This window comes from Halomonas sp. LMYGS-3 (genome assembly GCF_059509875.1).
This window is the reverse complement of the sequence record NZ_JCAKFQ010000021.1, coordinates 1-19,152: the sequence shown is the minus strand read 5'-3', so window position 1 is coordinate 19,152 and position 19,152 is coordinate 1. Positions and strand designations below refer to the sequence as shown.

The window sequence follows — 19,152 nt, the reverse complement described above, 5'->3', positions numbered from 1 at the left end:
CGCGACGATCGGTCAAATCCGACAGGCTGCGTGTTGAGAACGACAGGGATATCGCTGCCCTGTCCCGGTGTCATCGGTCGTCTGCGCGGTCGTGTCACCTCCTTCCCGGTCAGGGGCCGCTGCGCCCGTTCCTGCCGGGGCCCTTTTCACCCAGCCCCTGGGTGATGCGGTCCAGGACCATGGCCAGCAGCACGATACCGATGCCGCCGACGAAGGCCTGGCCGATATTGAGCCGCTCGAGCCCGGCGTAGACCTCGAGGCCGAGGCCGCCGGCCCCGATGATGGCGGCGATCACCACCATGGACAGGGCGAGCATGATGGTCTGGTTGAGCCCGGCCATGATGGTCGGCATGGCCAGGGGAAACTGCACCTTCCACAGGATCTGGCGCGGCGTGGAGCCGAAGGCCACCGCCGCTTCGATGTACTCCTGGCGCACCTGGCGGATGCCCAGGTTGGTGAGGCGGATCATTGGCGGCATGGCGAAGATGATGGTGGCGATCAGCCCAGGCACGTTGCCGATGCTGAACAGCATTACCGCCGGCACCAGATAGACGAAGGGTGGGGTGGTCTGCATGATGTCCAGAATCGGGCGCATGGCGTTGGCGAAGCGGTCGCTGCGCGAACAGAGGATGCCCAGCGGCAGGCCGATGACCGTGCAGAACAGCACCGCGGTGGCGACCAGCGACAGGGTGACCACCAGGGCATCCCAGACACCTATGAAGCCCACCAGGGCGAAGGCGATCAGGCTGAACAGCCCCACCCGCCAGGAGGCGGCCCGCCAGCCGATCAGGAAGATGCCGATCAGGAACAGCCCGGGGGGGATGGCCGCCAGGGTCGTCTGGGTGAAGTCCATGACGCCCCGCACCGGCGGGCTGACATAGGTGCGGAAGAAGTCGCGAAAGTTGCCGACGATCCAGTTGACCACGTCGGTGATCCACTGCCGCACCGGCAGGGCCTCGAGCAACCCGAAGGGGTCGACGATCAGTTGGCGCAGGAACTCGAGGATCTCGGTCATGATGACACCTCCTCCCGGGCGGGCCGCGGTTCGCTGCCGGCTGCCGGCCCGCGCTTCTCCAGGATACCCCTGATCAGCTGCGGCTCGTCGATCAGTCCCGAGACCCGGCCGTCATGCTCGGTCACCAGGACCGGCAGGGCGGAGCGGGTGCGGCCGCGCAGTACCTTGCGCAACACCGTCTCCCGTGGGCACTGCATCAGCAGGTCTTCGCGACGGGCTCCCTGGACCCCGGATTCGAGCACGGTCTCCAGCGGCTGAATCTCCAGCTCCGTGTCGCCCAGCCTGGCCCGGCGCAGGCGACCCTGGTCGTCCAGGCCGTATTGCAGGTCGGGCCAGTCGCGGCTGGCGACGAAACTCACCCCATCGGCTTGTGCCAGCGGCGGGAAGGCTCGGGTATCGAAGGGCAGGGCGATGGTGCCGGCGGTGATGACCCCGGTGGGGTCGGCATGCTCCACGAAACGGGCGACGTAATCGGTGCGCGGATTGACCAGGATCTCCTCGGGTGTCCCGAGCTGGACCACGGCGCCCTCCTCCATGATGGCGATGTGGTCGCCGATGTGCATCGCCTCGTCGAGGTCGTGGGTGATGAACAGGATGGTGCGGCCCAACTGCGCCTGGATCTTCTTCAGCTCCTGCTGCATGTTCACCTTGATCAGCGGGTCCAGGGCCGAGAAGGGCTCGTCCATCAGCAGGACCCTGGCATCCGTGGCCAGCGCCCGGGCCAGCCCGACCCGTTGCTGCATGCCCCCCGAGAGCTCGGCCGGGTAGGCGTGGCCCCAGTCGCCCAGCCCCACCATCTCCAGCATCTCCCGGGCGTGGCGTTGACGTTCGGCCGGCGCCCGACCCTGGACTTCCAGGCCATAGGCGACATTGGCGAGCACCGAGCGGTGGGGGAAGAGCGCGAAGTGCTGGAAGACCATGCTCATGTGGTACTTGCGCAGCTGGCGCAGCCGCTCCGGCGACAGCCGGGTGATGTCCAGCTCCCCTTCGTCGGGGTGCTGGAAGAAGATGTGCCCGGCGGTGGGCTCGAACAGTCGGTTGATGCAGCGAATCAGGGTCGACTTGCCGCTGCCCGAGAGCCCCATGATGACGAACACCTCGCCGGGTTCCAGGGCGAAGCTCACATCGTGGACTCCCAGCACATGGCCGGTCTCGGCCTGGATCTCGCTCTTGCCCTTGCCTGCTTCCAGCAGCGGCAGGGCCGACGCCGGGTTGGGGCCGAAGAGCTTGGTGACGTTCTCTGCGCGTATCAAGCCGGCTCACTCCCGGCTCCGCTCGAGTGGTTGCGTGTCATCAGCGGAGCCTTGGCTCGCTTTCAGGACGCTGCCGCCGTCGGTATCGCGCCTCCCCTCCTGCCGGTAGTGATCACGGCGGAGTGCCCTCCTGGCGGGCTGGCCGATCCTCGTGCGGCTGACTTCATCCTAGTATAGCCGCCATGCGCGACGCACCACCGTGGGGCAGGCTGACCACAGCATGGCCTACGCCCTTGCCTTACGCCTCCTGCCACCGGGGGGAGGAGGAGGCATCGTCGCCACGGATTGGCGAGTCTTGATGCGATCACAAAAGGCGCTGCCGCGCTGCAGAGGCACGCCGTTCCATCATGACGCTTCACAACAATAATGGGGCTATCGACATGACCACACGCCAAGGCTTCGCCTTCCCCCTGCTGGCCGCGACCCTCACCGCCGGCCTCTCGCTGCCCGCCATGGCCTTCGACGACGACCGCCTGACCATCTGGATGGGCGACAACAAGGGCCCCGAGGGCATCCGCGAGGTGGCCGAGCGCTTCACCGCCGACACCGGCATCGCCATCGAGATCGTCCACCCCGACAATCTCACCGACCGCTTCCAGCAGGCCGCCGGCAGCGGCCAGGGCCCGGATATCGTGATCTGGGCCCACGACCGCCTGGGCGAATGGGCCCAGAGCGGCCTGCTCACCCCGATCTCGCCCAGCGACGGCTTCCGTGAACGTTACTTCGACTTCACCTGGGACGCCGCCCTGTGGAACGGCGAGACCTACGGCTACCCGATCTCGGTGGAGTCGCTGGGGTTGATCTACAACAAGGCGCTCGTCGACGAGGCGCCGGAGAGCTTCGAGGAGCTGGCGGCCCTGGACGCCGAACTGGCCGAACAGGGCAAGAAGGCGATCCTCTTCGATTACAGCGAGCCCTACTACGGCTGGACCCTGCTGGCGGCCAACGGCGGCTACCCCTTCCGCCAGACCGAGGACGGCTTCGATGTCGCCGATATCGGGGTCAACAACGACGGCGCCGCCCAGGGCGCGGAACTGCTGGTCGAGCTGATCGAGAGCGGCGTGCTGCCCCGTGGCACCGACTACAACCTCGCCGACACCCGCTTCAACCGCGGCGAGGTGGCGACCATGATCAGCGGCCCCTGGGCCTGGAGCAACCTCGAGCGCAGCGGCATCGACTTCGGCGTGGCGCTGCTGCCCAAGGTGGGCGACGAGCGGGCCCGGCCGATGTTCGGGGTGATGACGGCGATGATCAGCTCCGCCTCGCCCAACGACTTCCTGGCCGTGGAGTTCCTCGAGAACTACCTGCTCAGCGAGGAAGGGCTGCGCACCTTCAATTCCGACGGCTCGCTGGGCGCGGTGGCCCATATCGCCTACCAGGAGGCGCTGGAGAGCGATCCCAATATCGCTGCCACCCTGGCCAACGCCGAGATCGGCATGCCGATGCCCAACATCCCCGAGATGGGCGCCTTCTGGGCCGCCATGGAACCGGCGCTGCAGAACATCGGCAGCGGCCGCCAGTCGCCCCAGGAAGCCCTGGACGCTGCAGCCCGCCGCATGCGCCAGTAAGCACGCCCTTCACGCCACGCAACGCCGGCGGCCCCCCGCCGGCACCCCTGCAGGCTCGTTTCACAGGTCATGCCCATGTACACCACCAACGCCTCCCGCGGCCTGCCCCGGCACCGCTCGCGCCATCCCACCGAACGCTACACCCGCTGGGCCGGCCGCGCCCTGATCGCCACCCTGGTGATCGCCCTGCTATGGCTGGTGCTGGCCTTCCATCTCAACGGCCAGTGGATGTTCGCCCTGCTGTTCCTGGTGCTCGGCACCGCCATGGCGGTGGTCTTCACCAAGCGCAGCCTGATGAGCCACCGCTACATCTTTCCGGCGCTGGCGGGGCTCGGGGTCTTCGTGATCTTCCCGCTGCTCTATACCTTCGGCATCAGCTTCAGCAATTACAGCTCCAGCAACCTGCTCAGCGAGGATCGGGTGCGCGGCCAGCTGCTGGCCCGCACCTACCAGGAGGAGGGCGCCGCCTTCGCCTTCGGCCTCTATCGCGAGGGTGACCGGGTGCGGCTCTACCTGGAGCGCGAGGGCGAGACCGAGCTGCAGGGTGAGGCCGACGGCGAGCCGGAGGCGGCCCTGGAGGAAGCCAACCGCTTCGTGACCGGCCCCATCGAACTCGGTGACGAAGCGGCGCACCACCTGGATATCCAGCCCGCCGATGCCGCCCCCGAGAGCGAGCCGCTGGCGATGCGCGAGGTGATCGCGGCGCGCAGTGCCCTGCAGGCCTTGACCCTGACCACCCCGGAGGGGCTCGAGCTGCGCCTGGCGGGCCTGCGCCACTTCGCCCCCATGCTCGACCATTATGAACCCCGTGAGGACGGCACTCTCTATGATCGCCGCGACGACCGGGTGCTGACGCCGGATCCCGAGATCGGCTTCTTCGTCGCCGACGACGGCGAGCGCATCACGCCGGGGTGGCCGGTGGCAGTGGGACTCGACAACTACACTCGCATCTTCGCCGACCCGGACATCCGCGGTCCCTTCGTGCAGATCTTCGTCTGGACCTTCGCCTTCGCCGGCCTCACCGTGCTCTTCACCCTGATCGTCGGCTTCGTGCTCGCCTCGCTGCTGCAGTGGGAGCAGCTCAGGGGCAAGGCGATCTACCGCACGCTGCTGATCCTGCCCTACGCGGTGCCGGCCTTCATCTCGATCCTGATCTTCAAGGGCATGTTCAACCAGCACTTCGGCGAGGTGAACATGATCCTCGAGACGCTGTTCGGCATCCGCCCCGAGTGGTTCACCGACCCCTGGCTGGCCCGCACCATGCTGCTGGTCGTCAACACCTGGCTCGGCTACCCCTACATGCTGCTGCTCTGCATGGGGCTGATCCAGTCGATCCCCCGCGACCTCTTTGAGGCCTCGGCGGTGGATGGCGGCGGGCCGCTCACCAACCTGATGCGCATCACCCTGCCGCTGATCCTGAAGCCGCTCACGCCTCTGCTCATCGCTGCCTTCGCCTTCAACTTCAACAACTTCGTGCTGATCGCCCTGCTCACCGGCGGCAACCCGGACATCCTCGGCGCCAGCACCCCGGCGGGCACCACCGACCTGCTGGTCAGCTACACCTACCGCATCGCCTTCCAGGATGCCGGCCAGAACTTCGGCCTGGCGGCGGCCATCGCCACCCTGATCTTCCTGCTGGTGGCGGGCCTGTCGTGGCTCAATCTGCGCCTCTCCAGGGTCAAGGTCTGATTCACACGATCAAAGGAGCTATCGCCATGGCCATGGTCCAACCCCGTTCGATCCGCGCCCGACGGCTTGGCGCGCATCTCGCCCTGATCGGCTTCGTCTCGCTGATCGTCTTCCCGCTGCTGCTGGTGATCTCGATCTCCTTCCGCGAGGGCAACTTCGCCACCGGCAGCCTGATCCCCGAACGCTTCTCCCTGGAGCACTGGGCGCTGGCCTTCGGCATCCCCTGGGAGCGGGCCGACGGCAGCGTCGTCCAGCCGCCCTTCCCGGTGCTGCTGTGGCTGTGGAACTCGGTGAAGGTGGCACTGGTGTCGTCGGCCCTGATCGTGCTGCTCTCCACCACCAGCGCCTACGCCTTCGCCCGCATGCGCTTCAAGGGCAAGGCACCGATCCTCAAGGGCATGCTGATCTTCCAGATGTTTCCGGCGGTGCTCTCGCTGGTGGCGCTCTACGCGCTCTTCGACCGCCTCGGCCAGCTGGTGCCGGCACTCGGCATCAACACCCACGGTTCGCTGATCGTCGCCTCGCTGGGCGCCGTGGCGCTGCATATCTGGACCATCAAGGGCTACTTCGAGTCCATCGACGGCTCGCTGGAGGAGGCCGCCATGGTGGACGGCGCCAGCACCTGGCAGGCGTTCCGCTACATCCTGCTGCCGCTGTCGGTGCCGATCCTGATGGTGGTATTCATCCTCGCCTTCGTGATGAGCATCATGGAATACCCCATGGCCTCGGTGCTCTTGGTCGACGAGCACAAGCTGACGCTGGCCGTGGGCGCCCAGCAGTACCTGGCCGACCACAACCAGCGCTGGGGCAACTTCGCCGCCGCCGCGGTGTTGTCAGGCCTACCGATTACCCTGATGTTCCTGATCTGCCAGCGCTGGATCATCGGCGGGCTGACCGCCGGCGGCGTCAAGGGCTGACGCCCCGACCGCCGCCCCTCGTTCCTCGTCCTGAGCAAAGCGCTGCTCGCCCCCGGCCACCTGGCCGGGGTTTTTCATGCTCCCCCGACGGTCACGCCAGGCCGCGACGGACCTCCAGCGCCCGCTCGGCGATCCCCAGCAGCCCCTCGGGTCGCCAGGCGCTGCGTCCGATGAACAGGCCGGCGACCTCGGGCAGGGCGGCGAGCTCGGCACAGTTGTCCGGGCTGACGCTGCCGCCATAGAGCACCGGCAGGGGAACGCCCTGCACCGTCGTCGGCAGCGCCTCCCGGATGCGGCGGTGCATCCAGCCGGCGTCCTCGGCCGTGGCGGGGGTGCCGTGCTCGCCGATCGCCCAGACCGGCTCGTAGGCGATCAGCACGCGATCCAGGTCGCGGGGCGAAACGCCACCGAGGGCGATCCGGCATTGGCGAATCACGGTGTCGGCGGCCACGCCCAGCTCCCGCTCCTCGGCGGTCTCGCCGACGCAGATCAGCGGACGCAGGCCCTGGGCCAGGGCGGCCTTGACCTTGCGGTTGATCGCCGCGTCGGTCTCGTTGAAGGACTCGCGCCGCTCGGAATGCCCCAGCTCGACGATATCGGCGCCGCAATCCTGGACCATGAGCGGCGACACCTCCCCGGTGTAGGCGCCCGAATCGGCCCAGTGCATGTTCTGAGCCCCCACCATCACCGGCGTGTCGGCCAGCGCCCGGCATACCTCGCTCAGGGCGGTGAAGGGCGGGATCACGAAGCCTTGCAGGCGTGGATCGCGCAGCAGCTCGGCGTCGTGCAGGGCCGCACAGTAGTCGGCGGCCTCGCCCAGTGTCTTGTTCATCTTCCAACTGGTGCCTACCCAGAATGGCGTCGTCATGGCGTGCTCCGGTGGTGGGGTCGATTGTGGGCGCGAGGGCAGACAGGGCTCAGGCGTGCCGGATGCCGTAGTCCCGGATCCAGTGCAATGCGTCTTCCGTGGTGCCGCTGGGGGAGTACTCCAGGGAGATGAAGCGATCGAAGCCCCTGCGTTCCAGCTCGGCGAACAGGAAGCGGTAATTGATCTCGCCGGTGCCGGGCTCGTGGCGCCCCGGGTTGTCCGCGAGCTGGACGAAGCCGATGCGCTCGTCGTGGCGACGCAGCGTCTCGATGAGCTCTCCCTCCGAGCGCTGCATCTGATAGACGTCGTACTGGATCAACAGGTTGGGATGGTCGACGGCATCCTGCAGGGCCACCGCCTGGGCGGTGTTGACCAGCGGATAGCCGGGATGGGTGAGGGGATTGAGCGGCTCCACCAGCAGGCGGATGCCGGCCTGGGCCGTGGCCTCGGCGGCATGGCGCAGGTTGTCGATCAGGGTCTGGCGCTGCAGTGCCCGGGGCAGGTCCGGTGGCGGATAGCCCAGCGGGCAGTTGAGCTGGCCGCAACCCAGCCGTCCGGCCATCGTGATGGTGGTCTCGAGCCCCTCGTTGAAGTCGGCGGTGCGCTCGGGCAGCACCGCGATGCCGCGCTCCCCCGCCTCCCAGTCGCCCCCCGGCAGGTTGAAATGGATGATCTCCACCTCCGCCCGGGTGGCGGCGTCGCGGATCGCCTCGAGGCGCTCGCAGAAGGGGTAGGGATTGTGGAACTCCACGAAGCGAAAGCCCGCGGCCCGGGCCCGGGCGAAGCGCTCCAGGAAGGGCACCTCGGTGAACATGAACGTCAGATTGGCGGCGAGCTTGAGCACGCTGACCTCCTGCTTTGTCGTTGATTGGTCGGGGTCCGGGGTGGTGCCGACGGCCCCGGTATCGAGGGCCTGCGAGCGTGTCGTGGCAGGGTGGGAAACGCCTTGACAGCCTCGAGAACCTCCTCTAGCGTTATTTTTAACAGTAGCCGAACAAAATATCAAAGGAGAGAGTCGAACATGAAGAACGCCCCCCCGAGTCACAGCGAAACCGACCTCGCCCTGCGGGCGGCCTGGCTCTCCTATGCGGGGGGCTACACCCAGGCACAGATCGCCGAGCGGCTGAGGGTGTCGCGCATGAAGGTGCATCGGCTGATCACCGCGGCCCACGAGATGGGCGCCGTCCAGGTCTTCATCAAGGGATCCCCCGAGTCTCTGCTGAGCCTGGAGGACGAGCTGAAGCGGCGCATGAACCTCGAGGTCTGTGCCGTGGTGCCCGCCATGCCCGCCGAGGAGGGCGTCAATCCCTTCGCCAATCTGGGCATGGCGGCGGCCTACTACCTGAAGAGCCGCCTGGAGGCGAAGAGCGTCGAGGTGCTGGGGCTGGGCTGGGGCCGCAGCCTGTCGGAGATGGTCAACTGCCTGCCGCAGATGGACTGTTCGGGACTCAAGATGGTCCCCGTGCTGGGCAGCGTGGTGCGCAAGATGGCCCTGAACCCCTACGACGTCATCCACCGTCTGGTCGACAAGACCGGCGGCGAGGGCTACCTGCTGCCGGTGCCGCTGTTCGCCGATACGGCCGAACACAAGCGCGTGCTGATGGAACAGCGCAGCGTCCAGGACGTGATCAAGCTCGCCACCGCCGCCGACCTGACCATGGTGGGGCTGGGCGCGGTGCCGTCGCAGGGCCATTCCCTGCTCATGGAGCTCGGGGAGATCGACGCCGAGGATGCGCGCCGGCTGCACGAGGCCGGTGCCGAGGCGGAACTGCTGGGCCAGTTCCTCGATGCCCAGGGCCACCAGGTGGATTGCGAGATCAACAGCCGCACGCTGGGACTGAGTCTCGAACAGCTGCGCGACCACCATATCGTCGCCGTCGCCGGGGGCGAAGAGAAGGTACGCGCCACCCTCTCGGTGCTGCGCAGTGGCCTGCTCAAGGGCCTGATCACCGACGAGGTCGTCGCCCGCCAGGTGCTCGCCCTGCTCGACGAGGGCGCTACCTAGCCACACCAGGCCCACGGCATCACGACAACGAAAACGATTACTACAACGACAACATCAGGAGACACGCCCATGACCGACAACGAGGGCGGCGCTCACGCTTTCCAGCCTGCCCCCGAGGGGCCCCATGCCGATGACGTGATCGTCGGCCTGGATGCGGGCACCTCGGTGATCAAGGCGGTGGCCTTCGATCGCCAGGGCCGGGAGCTGGCCAAGACCCAGTGCGAGAATCGGCTCGAGACCCGCCCCGACGGCGGCGTCGAGCAGAGCCTGCCGGGCACCTGGGCGGCGGCCCGGGCCACGCTCCAGCGCCTGTTTGCCGAGCACCCGGCGCTCGCTCCGCGGCTGGCCGCCATCGCGGTGACCGGTCAGGGCGACGGCACCTGGATGATCGACGCCGAGGGTCGGCCCGTGGGCAATGCCCTGCTGTGGCTCGACAGCCGCGCCAGCGACATCGTCTCCCACTGGCGGGCGACCCGCACCGGGCCCGAGGCGTACCGACGCACCGGGACCGGGCTCAACCAGTCGATCCAGAGCGGCCAGCTGAGCTGGCTCGAGCGTCACGAACCCGAGCGCGTCGCCGCGGCGGCCACCATCTTCCACTGCAAGGACTGGCTCTACTTCTGCCTGACCGGCGATCGCGCTACCGACCCGGCCGAGGCGCTGTGGACCTACGGTGACTTCCGCAGCGGCGACTATTCGGACGAGGTGCTCGAGGCGTTCGGTCTGGATGGGCACCGCGAGCGACTGCCGCGGATCCTCGACGGCAGCCGTGAACATGGCGCCCTCAGCGCCGGGGTGGCCCGCGAGATCGGCGTGGCCGTGGGCACCCCGGTGGTGCTGGCGCCGGTCGACATGCTGGCCACCGGCCTCGGCGCCGGCGTCTATGAACCCGGCAGGCGGGTGGCCTGCAGCATCATCGGCACCACCGGGGCCCACCTCTGCGTGCGCGAGGATCCGCGCGACATCGTGCTCAGCAACCACTCCTGCTACACCATGCCCTGCGTGGCACCCGACACCTGGGTACAGCTGTGCTCCAACATGGCCGCCACCCTCAACCTGGAGTGGTTCATCAAGGGGCTCAACACGATGCTCGAGGCGTTGGGGGAGGCGCCGCTGACCGCCGAGGGGCTGCTGCCGCGGCTCGACGCAGCGCTGGCCACCACCGAGCCGGGACGGGTGATCTATCACCCCTTCATCTGCGCCAACGGCGAGCGCGGCCCCTTCTTCAACCCCCGCGCCCGGGCCCAGTTCCTGGGACTCTCCACCGAGGTCAACCATCTGCACATGGCGCGGGCCATCTACGAGGGCATCGCCTTCGCTGCCCGCGACTGCTACCACGCCCTGGAGGCCCACCCGGAGGAGCTGCGGCTGACCGGCGGCGCCGCCCGGAGCAGAACGCTGTGCACCATCCTCGCCTCGGTGATGGGCGTGCCGGTGCGCACTCTGACCCGCGGCGAGACCGGCGCGGCCGGCGCCGCCATGGTGGCGAGCCTGTGCCTGGGGCACCACCGCGACCTGGCCGAGGCCTGCCGGACCTGGGTGACTCCCTTCCTGGCCGAGGAGAGCGTGGCGCCCGACCCCGCCCTGCAGAACCTCTACGAGCGGCTGTTCGGGGTCTACCGCCGTTCCCACACCACCTCGGACGGTTTCTGGCGCCACCTCGAGCGCGTCACCGCCGACCGCTGAAGCGGCTCACGATATTCCCCGCACTGGAGGCAAGAATGTCCGACCCATCCGCCATGCCCCGGAGGCACGACCGCCGTCCTCAATATGACCTGCTGATCATCGGGGCCGGCATCAACGGCGCCGGCTTCGCCCGGGACGCCGCCGGCCGCGGCCTGTCCGTCGCCCTGTGCGAGAAGGACGACCTGGCCCAGGGCACCTCGTCGCGCAGCGGCAAGCTGATTCACGGTGGCCTGCGTTACCTGGAGTACTACGAGTTCCGCCTGGTGCGCGAGGCGCTCAAGGAGCGCAGCGTCATGCTCAAGCAGGCGCCACACGTCATCTGGCCGATGCGCTTCGTGCTGCCCCACAGCCCCGAGCAGCGTCCGGCCTGGCTGGTCCGCGCCGGCCTGTTCCTCTACGACCACCTGGGCGGCAAGGACGACCTCCTGCCCGGCAGCCGTGGCCTCGACCTGCGTCGCTGCCCGGAGGGCGAGGCGATCAGGGAGGAGTACCCCAAGGGCTTCGAATACGCCGACTGCTGGGTGGACGATGCCCGCCTGGTGGTGCTCAATGCGCTCGACGCCGCGCGCCTCGGGGCCAGGGTCTTCACCCGTACCGCCTGCACCCGGGCGACCCGGCGGGCCGATCACTGGGAGGTCGAACTCACCGACACCGAGAGCGGCGAGGTCACCCCCCTCGCCGCCAGGGCGGTGATCAACGCCGCCGGCCCCTGGGTGGACCAGGTGCTCAGGGGCACCTTCGCCCAGGGGGGCCAGGACAGGGTCAAGCTGGTCAAGGGCAGCCACATCGTCTTGCCCAAACGCTACGCCACCGCCAACTCCTATCTGCTGCAGAACGACGACAAGCGGGTGATCTTCGTCAACCCCTACGAGGGCGACAAGCTGCTGGTGGGCACCACCGACATCGTCTATGCGGGCGACCCGGACGAGGTGGCCATCGATCAGGGGGAGATCGATTACCTGCTCGGCGTGGTCAATCGCTACTTCAAGACGCCCTATACCCGGGACGACATCCTGACCAGCTTCTCCGGTATCCGGCCGCTGTTCGATGACGCCCGGGACAACCCCTCGGCGGTGACCCGCGACTACGTCTTCGACGTCTCCGATACAGACGGCAAGGCGCCGCTGCTGTCGGTGTTCGGCGGCAAGATCACCACCTACCGCAAGCTCGCCGAGCACGGCCTGGAAAAGCTCGCCCCCTACTTTCCGGCGATGGGCAAGAGCTGGAACGAGTCCGCGCCGCTGCCCGGCGGCGACATGCCGGGGGCCGACTTCGCGGCCTTCCTGAAAGGACTGAAGCGCGACTACCCCTGGCTCGAGGCGGCCACCGCCACCCGCTACGCCCGCCTCTACGGCACCCTCGCCCGACGGATCCTCGGCGCGGCCAGGGGCTACGCGGACCTGGGCGAGCACCTGGGCGCCGACCTCTACGCCGCCGAAGCCCGCTACCTGATCGACCACGAGTGGGCGCGCAGCGCCGAGGACCTCCTCGAGCGACGCACCAAGCTCTATCTGGTCATGGGGGAGGCGGAGGTCGAGAGGGTCGCGGCCTGGGTGGCACAGGAGGTCGAGGCTCCCCCGAGCGCCAGAGCCGGTACCAGTCGCGGCAGCGTGGTCACCTCCTGAGCCCGGCTCACCGCTTGCGCCAGCGCAGACATTCCAACAACAAGAGGTTTTTCCACCATGAACGCATCAACCAACGCCGTACCGCTGCCGTACCCCAGGAGAGGTCGCGGCCTGGCCGTGGCCATCGGTATCGCGATCGTCCTGCTGGGCGCCATCGCCCTGGACACCAAGGTCGTGACGATCGGCTCGGAAGCGGAGCTGAGCGTTGACGGCTTCGTGGCTGAACGCTTCGGCGCGGAGCAGTTCCCCATCGTGCGGGCCAGCGTCGAGGAGCGTGCTGTCGAAGCCAGCCTGTTGGCGACCGCCATCGCCGAGGACCAGGCGGCAGCCGGCGAGCGCCATGGCGTAGCGGCCGGCATCGGCCCGGTGATGCCCGTGAGCTTCTCCGGCGTGGTCGGTGAAGGCAAGGGCGGCATCTACGCGGTCGATGTCGAAGGCGTCCCCGACGATCTGACGATCCGCATGCAGACCGGACCGGCCATCAATGGCACCGACCTGCGGGACGCCACCGGCACTATCCAATTCGGCCAGTTCACCAACCAGATCGAGTACCAGAACGCCGGCGCGGCGCTCAACGACGAGATGAAGGCGCAGGTGCTCGCGGATATCGATACCGGTGAGCTGACCGGCAAGACCGTTTCGGTCACCGGTGTCTTCCAGCTGATCAATCCGCACAACTGGCTCGTGACGCCGGTCCGGCTGACCGTGCTGTGAGCCAGGTCTCCTTGAATGACGGATGAGCATGCCATGAACCAGACATTACAAGCACAAGACAGCCTCGACGAGGTCATCCTCTCGGCACGTCACATCGCCAAGTCCTTCGGCAACGTCCATGCCCTGAAGTCGGTGAACTTCGATGTCCATCGCGGCCAGGTCACCACCCTGTTCGGCGAGAACGGAGCCGGCAAGTCGACGTTGATGAAGATCCTGTCGGGTGTGCTTCCGCCCACATCGGGCGAGATCCTCCTGGATGGCCGACCGGTGAGTGTCGCCTCGACCACCGAGGCGCAGCGCCTGGGCATCTCGATCATCCATCAGGAGCTGAGTCTCGCCCCCAACCTCAGCGTGCGCGACAACATCTTCATGGGACGCGAGCTGGGGGGGGGGGGCGACCGGCATCGACTATGCCGAGGAGGGGCGCCAGACGCGGCGGCTGATGGAAGAGCTGGATGAGCCCATCGACCCGCTGACCCTGGTGGAGGACCTGCGCCTGGGGCAGCAGCAGATCGTCGAGATCGCCCGGGCGCTGTCGGCGAACTCGCGCATCCTGATCATGGACGAGCCGACCTCGGCGCTCTCGGCTTCGGAAGTCGAGGTGCTGTTCCGGGTGATCCGCGACCTCAAGAGCCGCGGCGTCTCGATCGTCTATATCTCCCACCACCTCGAGGAAGCCCTCACGATCACCGACCATGCGGTAGTGCTGCGCGACGGCACCATGACGGCCTACGCCCCACGCCGAGACATCGACCTGGAGTGGATCGTGCGCCACATGGTCGGCGAGGGCTTCGACCTCGGTGCACCGCCCACCGGCTACCCCATGGGAGACGTCGCGCTGTCGCTGCGTGAAGTCTCCGTCGCGGATGCTTCGGTACCTGACCGGTCGGCCGTCGATCGGCTATCCCTCGACGTGCGGGCCGGCGAGATCGTCTGCCTCTACGGCCTGATGGGCGCCGGACGCACCGAGCTGTTCGAAAGCGTCGCCGGCCGCATCCCCCTGACGGGGGGCAGCGTCGTGCTCGAAGGTCGCGACGTCTCGGGCCTGAGCATCGCCGAGCGCATCGAGCAGGGCCTGGTGCTGGTGCCCGAAGACCGCCAGCGCGACGGACTCGTGCAGACGATGTCGGTGGGCGAAAACCTCTCGCTGGCCAGCATCGGCGCCTTCACCCAGTGGCTCTTCACCTCGCGTCGTCGGGAGCAGGAGGTCGTCGAAGCCTCCATCCGCAACGTGCATATCAAGACCGACGGCGGTGGGGCCGACATCGGTTCGCTGTCGGGCGGCAATCAGCAGAAGGTCGTCATCGGCAAGATGCTGGCGACGCATCCCCGGGTCGTGCTGCTCGACGAGCCCAGCCGCGGCATCGACATCGGTGCCAAGGCCGAGGTGTTCCGGCTGCTCAGTGAGGGCGCACAGCAGGGGCTGGCCGTTGTCTTCTCGACCTCCGAGGTCGGCGAATGCCTGAGCATCGCGCATCGGGTCGTCGTGATGAGTCGCGGCAGGATCGCGGCGGAGTTCGGCCCCGACGTCACCAAAGCAGAGATCATGGCCGCCTCGGGTGAAGCCGTGGTCGCCTGATCCCCATCAATAGCGGAGTTCATAACAATGACCAACGTCAGCCAAGCCACAGCTACCACACGACCGGGCTCGTCCGGTGGCGGCCTCGACCTGGGACGCCTGCTGCTCGAGGGCAGGGCGTTCTTCGCCCTGATCGCGATCATCCTCATCTTCTCGATCCTGTCGCCGTTCTATTTCTCGGCGAACAACTTCCTGACCATGTCATCGCATGTGGCGATCTTCGGCCTGCTGGCCATCGGCATGCTGCTGGTCATCCTCACCGGTGGCATCGACCTGTCCGTGGGCTCGACTCTGGCACTCACGGGCGTCTTCGCCGGCTTCCTGATGCAGGGGGTATCGTTCGAGGCCTTCGGCGTCGTGGTGTATCCCCCGGTGTGGGCGGTCGTTGTCCTGACCTGTGCGCTGGGGGCGTTCGTCGGTGTGATCAACGGCGTACTCATTGCCTACCTCAAGGTCCCCGCCTTCGTCGCCACCCTGGGCATGCTCTACGTGGCCCGCGGCGTTGCCCTGCTGATGACCGACGGCCTCACCTACAACCACCTCGGCGGCAGCGCGGATCTCGGCAATACCGGCTTCGAGTGGCTGGGTTTCAATCGGTTGTTCGGCGTTCCGATGGGCGTGCTGATCATGGCGGCCGTGGCCATCGCCGCCATGCTGGCGCTGTCGCGCACTCCCTTCGGTCGTTGGGTCTACTCCACCGGCGGCAATGCCCGGGCAGCGGAACTGTCCGGGGTACCGGTCAAGCGCGTGCAGGTGGCGGTCTATGTGCTGTCGGGGATCTGCGCCGCCATCGCCGGACTGGTGCTGTCGTCGCAGCTGACCTCGGCAGGGCCGACGGCGGGTACCACCTACGAACTGACCGCCATCGCTGCCGTGGTCATCGGCGGTGCGGCGCTCACCGGCGGCCGTGGCACCGTGAAGGGCACGCTGCTCGGGGCCTTCGTGATCGGCTTCCTGTCCGACGGGCTGGTGATCATCGGCGTCTCGTCCTACTGGCAGACCGTATTCACAGGGGCCGTCATCGTTCTCGCCGTGCTGCTCAACAGCATTCAATACTCGGGCCGCAAGAAGAAGCGCTCGGTACCAGCCGGCGGTCAGACGCCACCCCCACAACACCAGACGTCTTCCTCGCAGCATCAGATGTCTTCCTCACCACAGGGTACCGCGGCCTGACGTGCGGATACCGCTGTGGCAAGCCCAGCCGATGAATCGGCATCACAACCACAACAGTAAGGAAGGTTCACCATGTTCAAGACTGGAAAGCGCCTGCTGATCGCCGCCCTCGCCATCAGCGCCCCGCTCTTCGCCGGCGCCGCCTCGGCCCAGGATCAGGGGCTCATTTCGATCATCGTCAACGATACCTCCAACCCCTATTGGTTCACCGAGGGCAAGATCGCCCGCGAGACCGCCGAGGAGTTGGGCTATGTGGCCAACGTGAGTTCCCACAAGGGGGATACCAACACCGAGAGCCGGCAGATCGATACCGCGATCACCAACCAGGCCAAGGCCATCATCCTCGACCCGGCCAACGCCGACGGTTCCATCGGGGCCGTACGCAAGGCGGTCGACGCCGGTATCCCGGTGTTCATCGTCAATGCGGAGATCAACCAGCAGGGACTGGCCAAGGCCCAGCTCGTCTCCAACAACGCCCAGGGGGCGGCTCTGGGCGCCCAGCAGTGGGCACAAGAGGTCAACGGCGCGGCGACATACGTCGAACTCAAGGGAGCACCCTCCGACAACAACGCCGCGACGCGTTCCAACGGTTACGAAACCGTGCTCGGTCAGTACCCCGACCTCGAGAAGGCAGCTTTCGATGTCGCCAACTGGGACCGTACCCAGGGCTACCAGAAGATGCGAAGCATGCTGCAGGCCAATCCCGACGTTCAGGGGGTGATCAGCGGCAACGACGAGATGGCGCTCGGTGCGATCGCGGCCCTCAAGGAAGCCGGCAAGCTTGACGACGTGGTGGTCGGTGGGTTCGATGGTTCGCCCGACGCGGTCGATGCGGTCAGGGCCGGCGAGATGGCCTATACGGTCCTGCAGCCGGTGGCCATCTTCGCCGAGCAGGCGATTCGCATAGCAGACGAGTTCATCCGCACTGGCGAGACCGGTCTTGATGATGAGAAACAGCTCTTCGACTGCATGCTCGTCACCGCGGAGAACGTGGATCGCTACACTGCCCCCTTCGTGCTCGCGCAGCAATAGGGGAAACACCTGGGCACGCCCATCCCATCTGATACGACACTGCCCGGCTTTGCGCCGGGCAGGGTCGTTGTGGTGGCTGTGGGAAACCGCGCCGTCATCAGTCGCCCAGTCGACGGGCCTGGCGGAGGTTCTCCAGCGTCATGGCGCAGGCGTCGGCGGCCTCGCGCCCCTTGGTCACGAAGTGCTCGTGAAAGAACGACATGTGGGTGGCGTGCTCGTGAAAGTGGTGCGGGGTGAGCACCACCGAGAGCACCGGTACTTCGGTGTCGAGCTGGACCCGCATCATGCCGTCGATCACCGCCTGGGCGACGAAGTCGTGGCGATAGATGCCGCCATCGACCACGAAGCCGGCGCCGACGATGGCGTCATAGCGACCGCTCTTGGCCAGCAGTTTGGCCTGCAGGGGAATCTCGTAGGCGCCGGCGACGCTGAACACCTCGACCCGGTCGGCCTCGATGCCGTGCCTCTCGGCGAGAGTGGTGGTGAAGGCCTCGCGGGCCTGGCCGACGATATCGTCGTGCCAGCCGGCCTGAATGAAGGCGATGTGTGGGGTGTGGCTGGGGGTGGACTGATTCATGGTCTTCCTCGTTTGCATAACCAGAATCAGGGCATGCGGAACCAATCGCCGGGCATGAGCACCCGTCAATGGAGCCGTTCTCTTCCATCCGGACTATCACCGTCGGCTTCGGAATCACACCGAATCTGCTGACCCCGGCACGCTGGCAACCCTGGGGTTGTGCGCTGCCGGGCGCTCGCGGGCTGAGGCGAAAGGGGCCATCACCGCCGGTGGGGACTTTCACCCCGCCCTGAGAACAATGACCGCGGCTTGGCCGCGGTCGCGTGCATTTTACCCGGCACGGTGTCGTGCCGCCAGACAGTTGCGACGTCGTCGCGTTACTCGGTGGTTGCCTTCCGCGGCCGTTGGACGTCGTCCTTCAGCAGCTCGTTGGCTTGCTCGACGACGTTCTCCACGGTGAAGCCGAAGTGCTGGAACAGGTCTTCCGCCTTGCCGGACTCCCCGTAGGTGGTCATGCCGATCACCCGGCCGTCGAGGCCCACGTACTTGTACCAGCCATCGACGTGGCCGGCCTCGATGGCCAGGCGCCTGGTCACCGCCCGGGGCAACACGCGTTCGCGGTAGGCGGCGTCCTGGGCGTCGAAGCGGTCGGTCGAGGGCATGGAGACCACGCGCACGGCGTGGCCCGCCTGTTCCAGCTCGGCGGCGGCGTCCATGGCCAGGCCGACCTCGGAGCCGGTGGCGATCAGGATCAGCTCGGGGGTGCCGTCGCAGTCCTTCAAGACGTAGCCGCCGCGCTGGATCTCGGCCAGCTGCGGCTTGCTGCGCGCCTGGTGCGGCAGGGTCTGGCGCGACAGCACCAGGGCGGTGGGGCCGGCGTGGCGCTTCAGCGCGGCATCCCAGGCGGCCGCGGTCTCCACGGCGTCGCAGGGGCGCCAGGTGCAGAGGTTGGGCGTCGCACGCAGGGTGGTGAGCTGCTCGATGGGCTGGTGGGTGGGGCCGTCCTCGCCCAGGCCGATGGAGTCGTGGGTGAAGACGTAGATCGCCCGGGTGCCGATCAGCGCCGCCATGCGCACCGCATTGCGCATGTACTCCATGAAGATCAGGAAGGTGGCGCCATAGGGCACGAAGCCGCCGTGCAGGGCGATGCCGTTCATGATCGCGCCCATGCCGAACTCGCGCACCCCGTAGTGCAGGTAATTGCCGCCGGCGTCGTCCTTGGCGATGGCCTTGGCCCCGTTCCAGAAGGTCAGGTTGGAGGGCGCCAGGTCGGCGCTGCCGCCGAGCAGCTCGGGGAGCTGCGGGCCGAGTTCGTTGAGGCAGTTGAGAGAGGCCTTGCGCGAGGCGATGGAGTCGCCTTTCTCCTGGGCCTGCTCGATCAGCGCCTCGCTGGTGATCTCGCTGGGCAGCTGGCCCTTCTGGCGGCGCTGGAACTCGCGGGCCAGTGCCGGGTGGGCCTCGGCGTAGCGCTCGAAGCGCGCCTGCCAGTCGGCCTGGCGGGTGTGGCCCTG

17 protein-coding genes and 1 riboswitch are annotated in these 19,152 nt (G+C 67.5%); of the genes, 11 read left to right on the top strand and 6 right to left on the bottom strand.

All coding sequences use genetic code 11. From position 1 onward, the window contains the following. Positions 1-109: 109 nt before the first annotated feature. Positions 110-1,015 (bottom strand): ABC transporter permease, encoded by a 906-nt coding sequence (locus tag AC5W54_RS16730; protein ID WP_495963233.1) that lies wholly within the window; start codon positions 1,013-1,015, stop codon positions 110-112. Further along, a complete protein-coding gene (locus AC5W54_RS16725; RefSeq protein ID WP_495963232.1) occupies positions 1,012-2,268 on the bottom strand; it encodes a quaternary amine ABC transporter ATP-binding protein in 1,257 nt (418 codons plus the stop codon). Before AC5W54_RS16725 ends, AC5W54_RS16730 begins: the two co-directional genes overlap by 4 nt. Before the next feature lie 380 nt (positions 2,269-2,648). On the opposite strand from AC5W54_RS16725, the gene malE reads away from it, so the two are divergent. The 3 genes from malE (at position 2,649) to malG (ending at position 6,442) form a co-directional block, all read left to right on the top strand. Further along, on the top strand, positions 2,649-3,836 hold the full coding sequence (gene malE, locus AC5W54_RS16720; protein WP_495963231.1) for a maltose/maltodextrin ABC transporter substrate-binding protein MalE: 1,188 nt from the start codon (positions 2,649-2,651) through the stop codon (positions 3,834-3,836). Between the two features lie 75 nt (positions 3,837-3,911). Then, positions 3,912-5,525: a maltose ABC transporter permease MalF gene (gene malF / locus AC5W54_RS16715; protein WP_495963230.1), complete on the top strand. Its 1,614-nt coding sequence runs from the start codon at positions 3,912-3,914 to the stop codon at positions 5,523-5,525. Positions 5,526-5,551: 26 nt separating this feature from the next. Next, on the top strand, positions 5,552-6,442 hold the full coding sequence (gene malG, locus AC5W54_RS16710; RefSeq protein WP_495963229.1) for a maltose ABC transporter permease MalG: 891 nt from the start codon (positions 5,552-5,554) through the stop codon (positions 6,440-6,442). 91 nt (positions 6,443-6,533) lie between these two features. Here malG and AC5W54_RS16705 read toward each other — a convergent pair whose 3' ends face one another. Together AC5W54_RS16705 and AC5W54_RS16700 are read right to left on the bottom strand one after the other, a co-directional pair. Beyond that, positions 6,534-7,310 (bottom strand): triose-phosphate isomerase, encoded by a 777-nt coding sequence (locus AC5W54_RS16705; protein WP_495963228.1) that lies wholly within the window; start codon positions 7,308-7,310, stop codon positions 6,534-6,536. A gap of 49 nt (positions 7,311-7,359) precedes the next feature. After that, positions 7,360-8,154, bottom strand: coding sequence for a hydroxypyruvate isomerase family protein (locus tag AC5W54_RS16700; protein WP_495963227.1), 795 nt, complete (start codon positions 8,152-8,154; stop codon positions 7,360-7,362). Between the two features lie 177 nt (positions 8,155-8,331). On the opposite strand from AC5W54_RS16700, the gene AC5W54_RS16695 reads away from it, so the two are divergent. The 8 genes from AC5W54_RS16695 (at position 8,332) to AC5W54_RS16660 (ending at position 17,124) form a co-directional block, all read left to right on the top strand. After that, positions 8,332-9,315: a sugar-binding transcriptional regulator gene (locus tag AC5W54_RS16695; RefSeq protein WP_495963226.1), complete on the top strand. Its 984-nt coding sequence runs from the start codon at positions 8,332-8,334 to the stop codon at positions 9,313-9,315. Between the two features lie 69 nt (positions 9,316-9,384). Next, complete coding sequence (locus AC5W54_RS16690) at positions 9,385-11,001, top strand: FGGY family carbohydrate kinase (protein ID WP_495963225.1); 1,617 nt, start codon at positions 9,385-9,387, stop codon at positions 10,999-11,001. Between the two features lie 35 nt (positions 11,002-11,036). Then, complete coding sequence (locus tag AC5W54_RS16685; RefSeq protein ID WP_495963224.1) at positions 11,037-12,626, top strand: glycerol-3-phosphate dehydrogenase; 1,590 nt, start codon at positions 11,037-11,039, stop codon at positions 12,624-12,626. Positions 12,627-12,683: 57 nt separating this feature from the next. Next, positions 12,684-13,340, top strand: a complete 657-nt coding sequence (locus AC5W54_RS16680; RefSeq protein WP_495963223.1) for a DUF2291 family protein — start codon at positions 12,684-12,686, stop codon at positions 13,338-13,340. A gap of 33 nt (positions 13,341-13,373) precedes the next feature. Then, a complete protein-coding gene (locus tag AC5W54_RS16675; RefSeq protein ID WP_495963222.1) occupies positions 13,374-13,799 on the top strand; it encodes an ATP-binding cassette domain-containing protein in 426 nt (141 codons plus the stop codon). Next, on the top strand, positions 13,783-14,919 hold the full coding sequence (locus tag AC5W54_RS16670; RefSeq protein WP_495963221.1) for a sugar ABC transporter ATP-binding protein: 1,137 nt from the start codon (positions 13,783-13,785) through the stop codon (positions 14,917-14,919). Before AC5W54_RS16675 ends, AC5W54_RS16670 begins: the two co-directional genes overlap by 17 nt. 27 nt (positions 14,920-14,946) lie before the next feature. Beyond that, positions 14,947-16,092, top strand: a complete 1,146-nt coding sequence (locus tag AC5W54_RS16665; protein WP_495963220.1) for an ABC transporter permease — start codon at positions 14,947-14,949, stop codon at positions 16,090-16,092. A gap of 72 nt (positions 16,093-16,164) precedes the next feature. Continuing rightward, the gene (locus tag AC5W54_RS16660) at positions 16,165-17,124 is read left to right on the top strand and encodes a D-ribose ABC transporter substrate-binding protein (RefSeq protein WP_495963219.1); all 960 of its coding nucleotides are present in this window, start codon (positions 16,165-16,167) and stop codon (positions 17,122-17,124) included. A gap of 97 nt (positions 17,125-17,221) precedes the next feature. On the opposite strand, the gene AC5W54_RS16655 is transcribed toward AC5W54_RS16660, so the two are convergent. After that, positions 17,222-17,701, bottom strand: coding sequence for a 6,7-dimethyl-8-ribityllumazine synthase (locus tag AC5W54_RS16655; protein ID WP_495963218.1), 480 nt, complete (start codon positions 17,699-17,701; stop codon positions 17,222-17,224). A gap of 72 nt (positions 17,702-17,773) precedes the next feature. After that, positions 17,774-17,942, bottom strand: a riboswitch (FMN riboswitch). 76 nt (positions 17,943-18,018) lie between these two features. Continuing rightward, the coding region (locus tag AC5W54_RS16650; RefSeq protein ID WP_495963217.1) for a transketolase-like TK C-terminal-containing protein at positions 18,019-19,152 on the bottom strand (1,134 nt) is incomplete at its 5' end.

Bases quoted from the DNA above. Each gene is read 5' to 3' on its own strand.
- AC5W54_RS16675 (WP_495963222.1), top strand. From the start codon at position 13,374: ATGAACCAGACATTACAAGCACAAGACAGCCTCGACGAGGTCATCCTC.
- AC5W54_RS16705 (WP_495963228.1), bottom strand. From the start codon at position 7,310: ATGACGACGCCATTCTGGGTAGGCACCAGTTGGAAGATGAACAAGACA.
- AC5W54_RS16680 (WP_495963223.1), top strand. From the start codon at position 12,684: ATGAACGCATCAACCAACGCCGTACCGCTGCCGTACCCCAGGAGAGGT.
- AC5W54_RS16655 (WP_495963218.1), bottom strand. From the start codon at position 17,701: ATGAATCAGTCCACCCCCAGCCACACCCCACACATCGCCTTCATTCAG.
- AC5W54_RS16665 (WP_495963220.1), top strand. From the start codon at position 14,947: ATGACCAACGTCAGCCAAGCCACAGCTACCACACGACCGGGCTCGTCC.
- AC5W54_RS16690 (WP_495963225.1), top strand. From the start codon at position 9,385: ATGACCGACAACGAGGGCGGCGCTCACGCTTTCCAGCCTGCCCCCGAG.
- malE (WP_495963231.1), top strand. From the start codon at position 2,649: ATGACCACACGCCAAGGCTTCGCCTTCCCCCTGCTGGCCGCGACCCTC.
- malG (WP_495963229.1), top strand. From the start codon at position 5,552: ATGGCCATGGTCCAACCCCGTTCGATCCGCGCCCGACGGCTTGGCGCG.
- AC5W54_RS16730 (WP_495963233.1), bottom strand. From the start codon at position 1,015: ATGACCGAGATCCTCGAGTTCCTGCGCCAACTGATCGTCGACCCCTTC.
- AC5W54_RS16660 (WP_495963219.1), top strand. From the start codon at position 16,165: ATGTTCAAGACTGGAAAGCGCCTGCTGATCGCCGCCCTCGCCATCAGC.
- AC5W54_RS16685 (WP_495963224.1), top strand. From the start codon at position 11,037: ATGTCCGACCCATCCGCCATGCCCCGGAGGCACGACCGCCGTCCTCAA.
- AC5W54_RS16695 (WP_495963226.1), top strand. From the start codon at position 8,332: ATGAAGAACGCCCCCCCGAGTCACAGCGAAACCGACCTCGCCCTGCGG.
- AC5W54_RS16670 (WP_495963221.1), top strand. From the start codon at position 13,783: ATGGAAGAGCTGGATGAGCCCATCGACCCGCTGACCCTGGTGGAGGAC.
- malF (WP_495963230.1), top strand. From the start codon at position 3,912: ATGTACACCACCAACGCCTCCCGCGGCCTGCCCCGGCACCGCTCGCGC.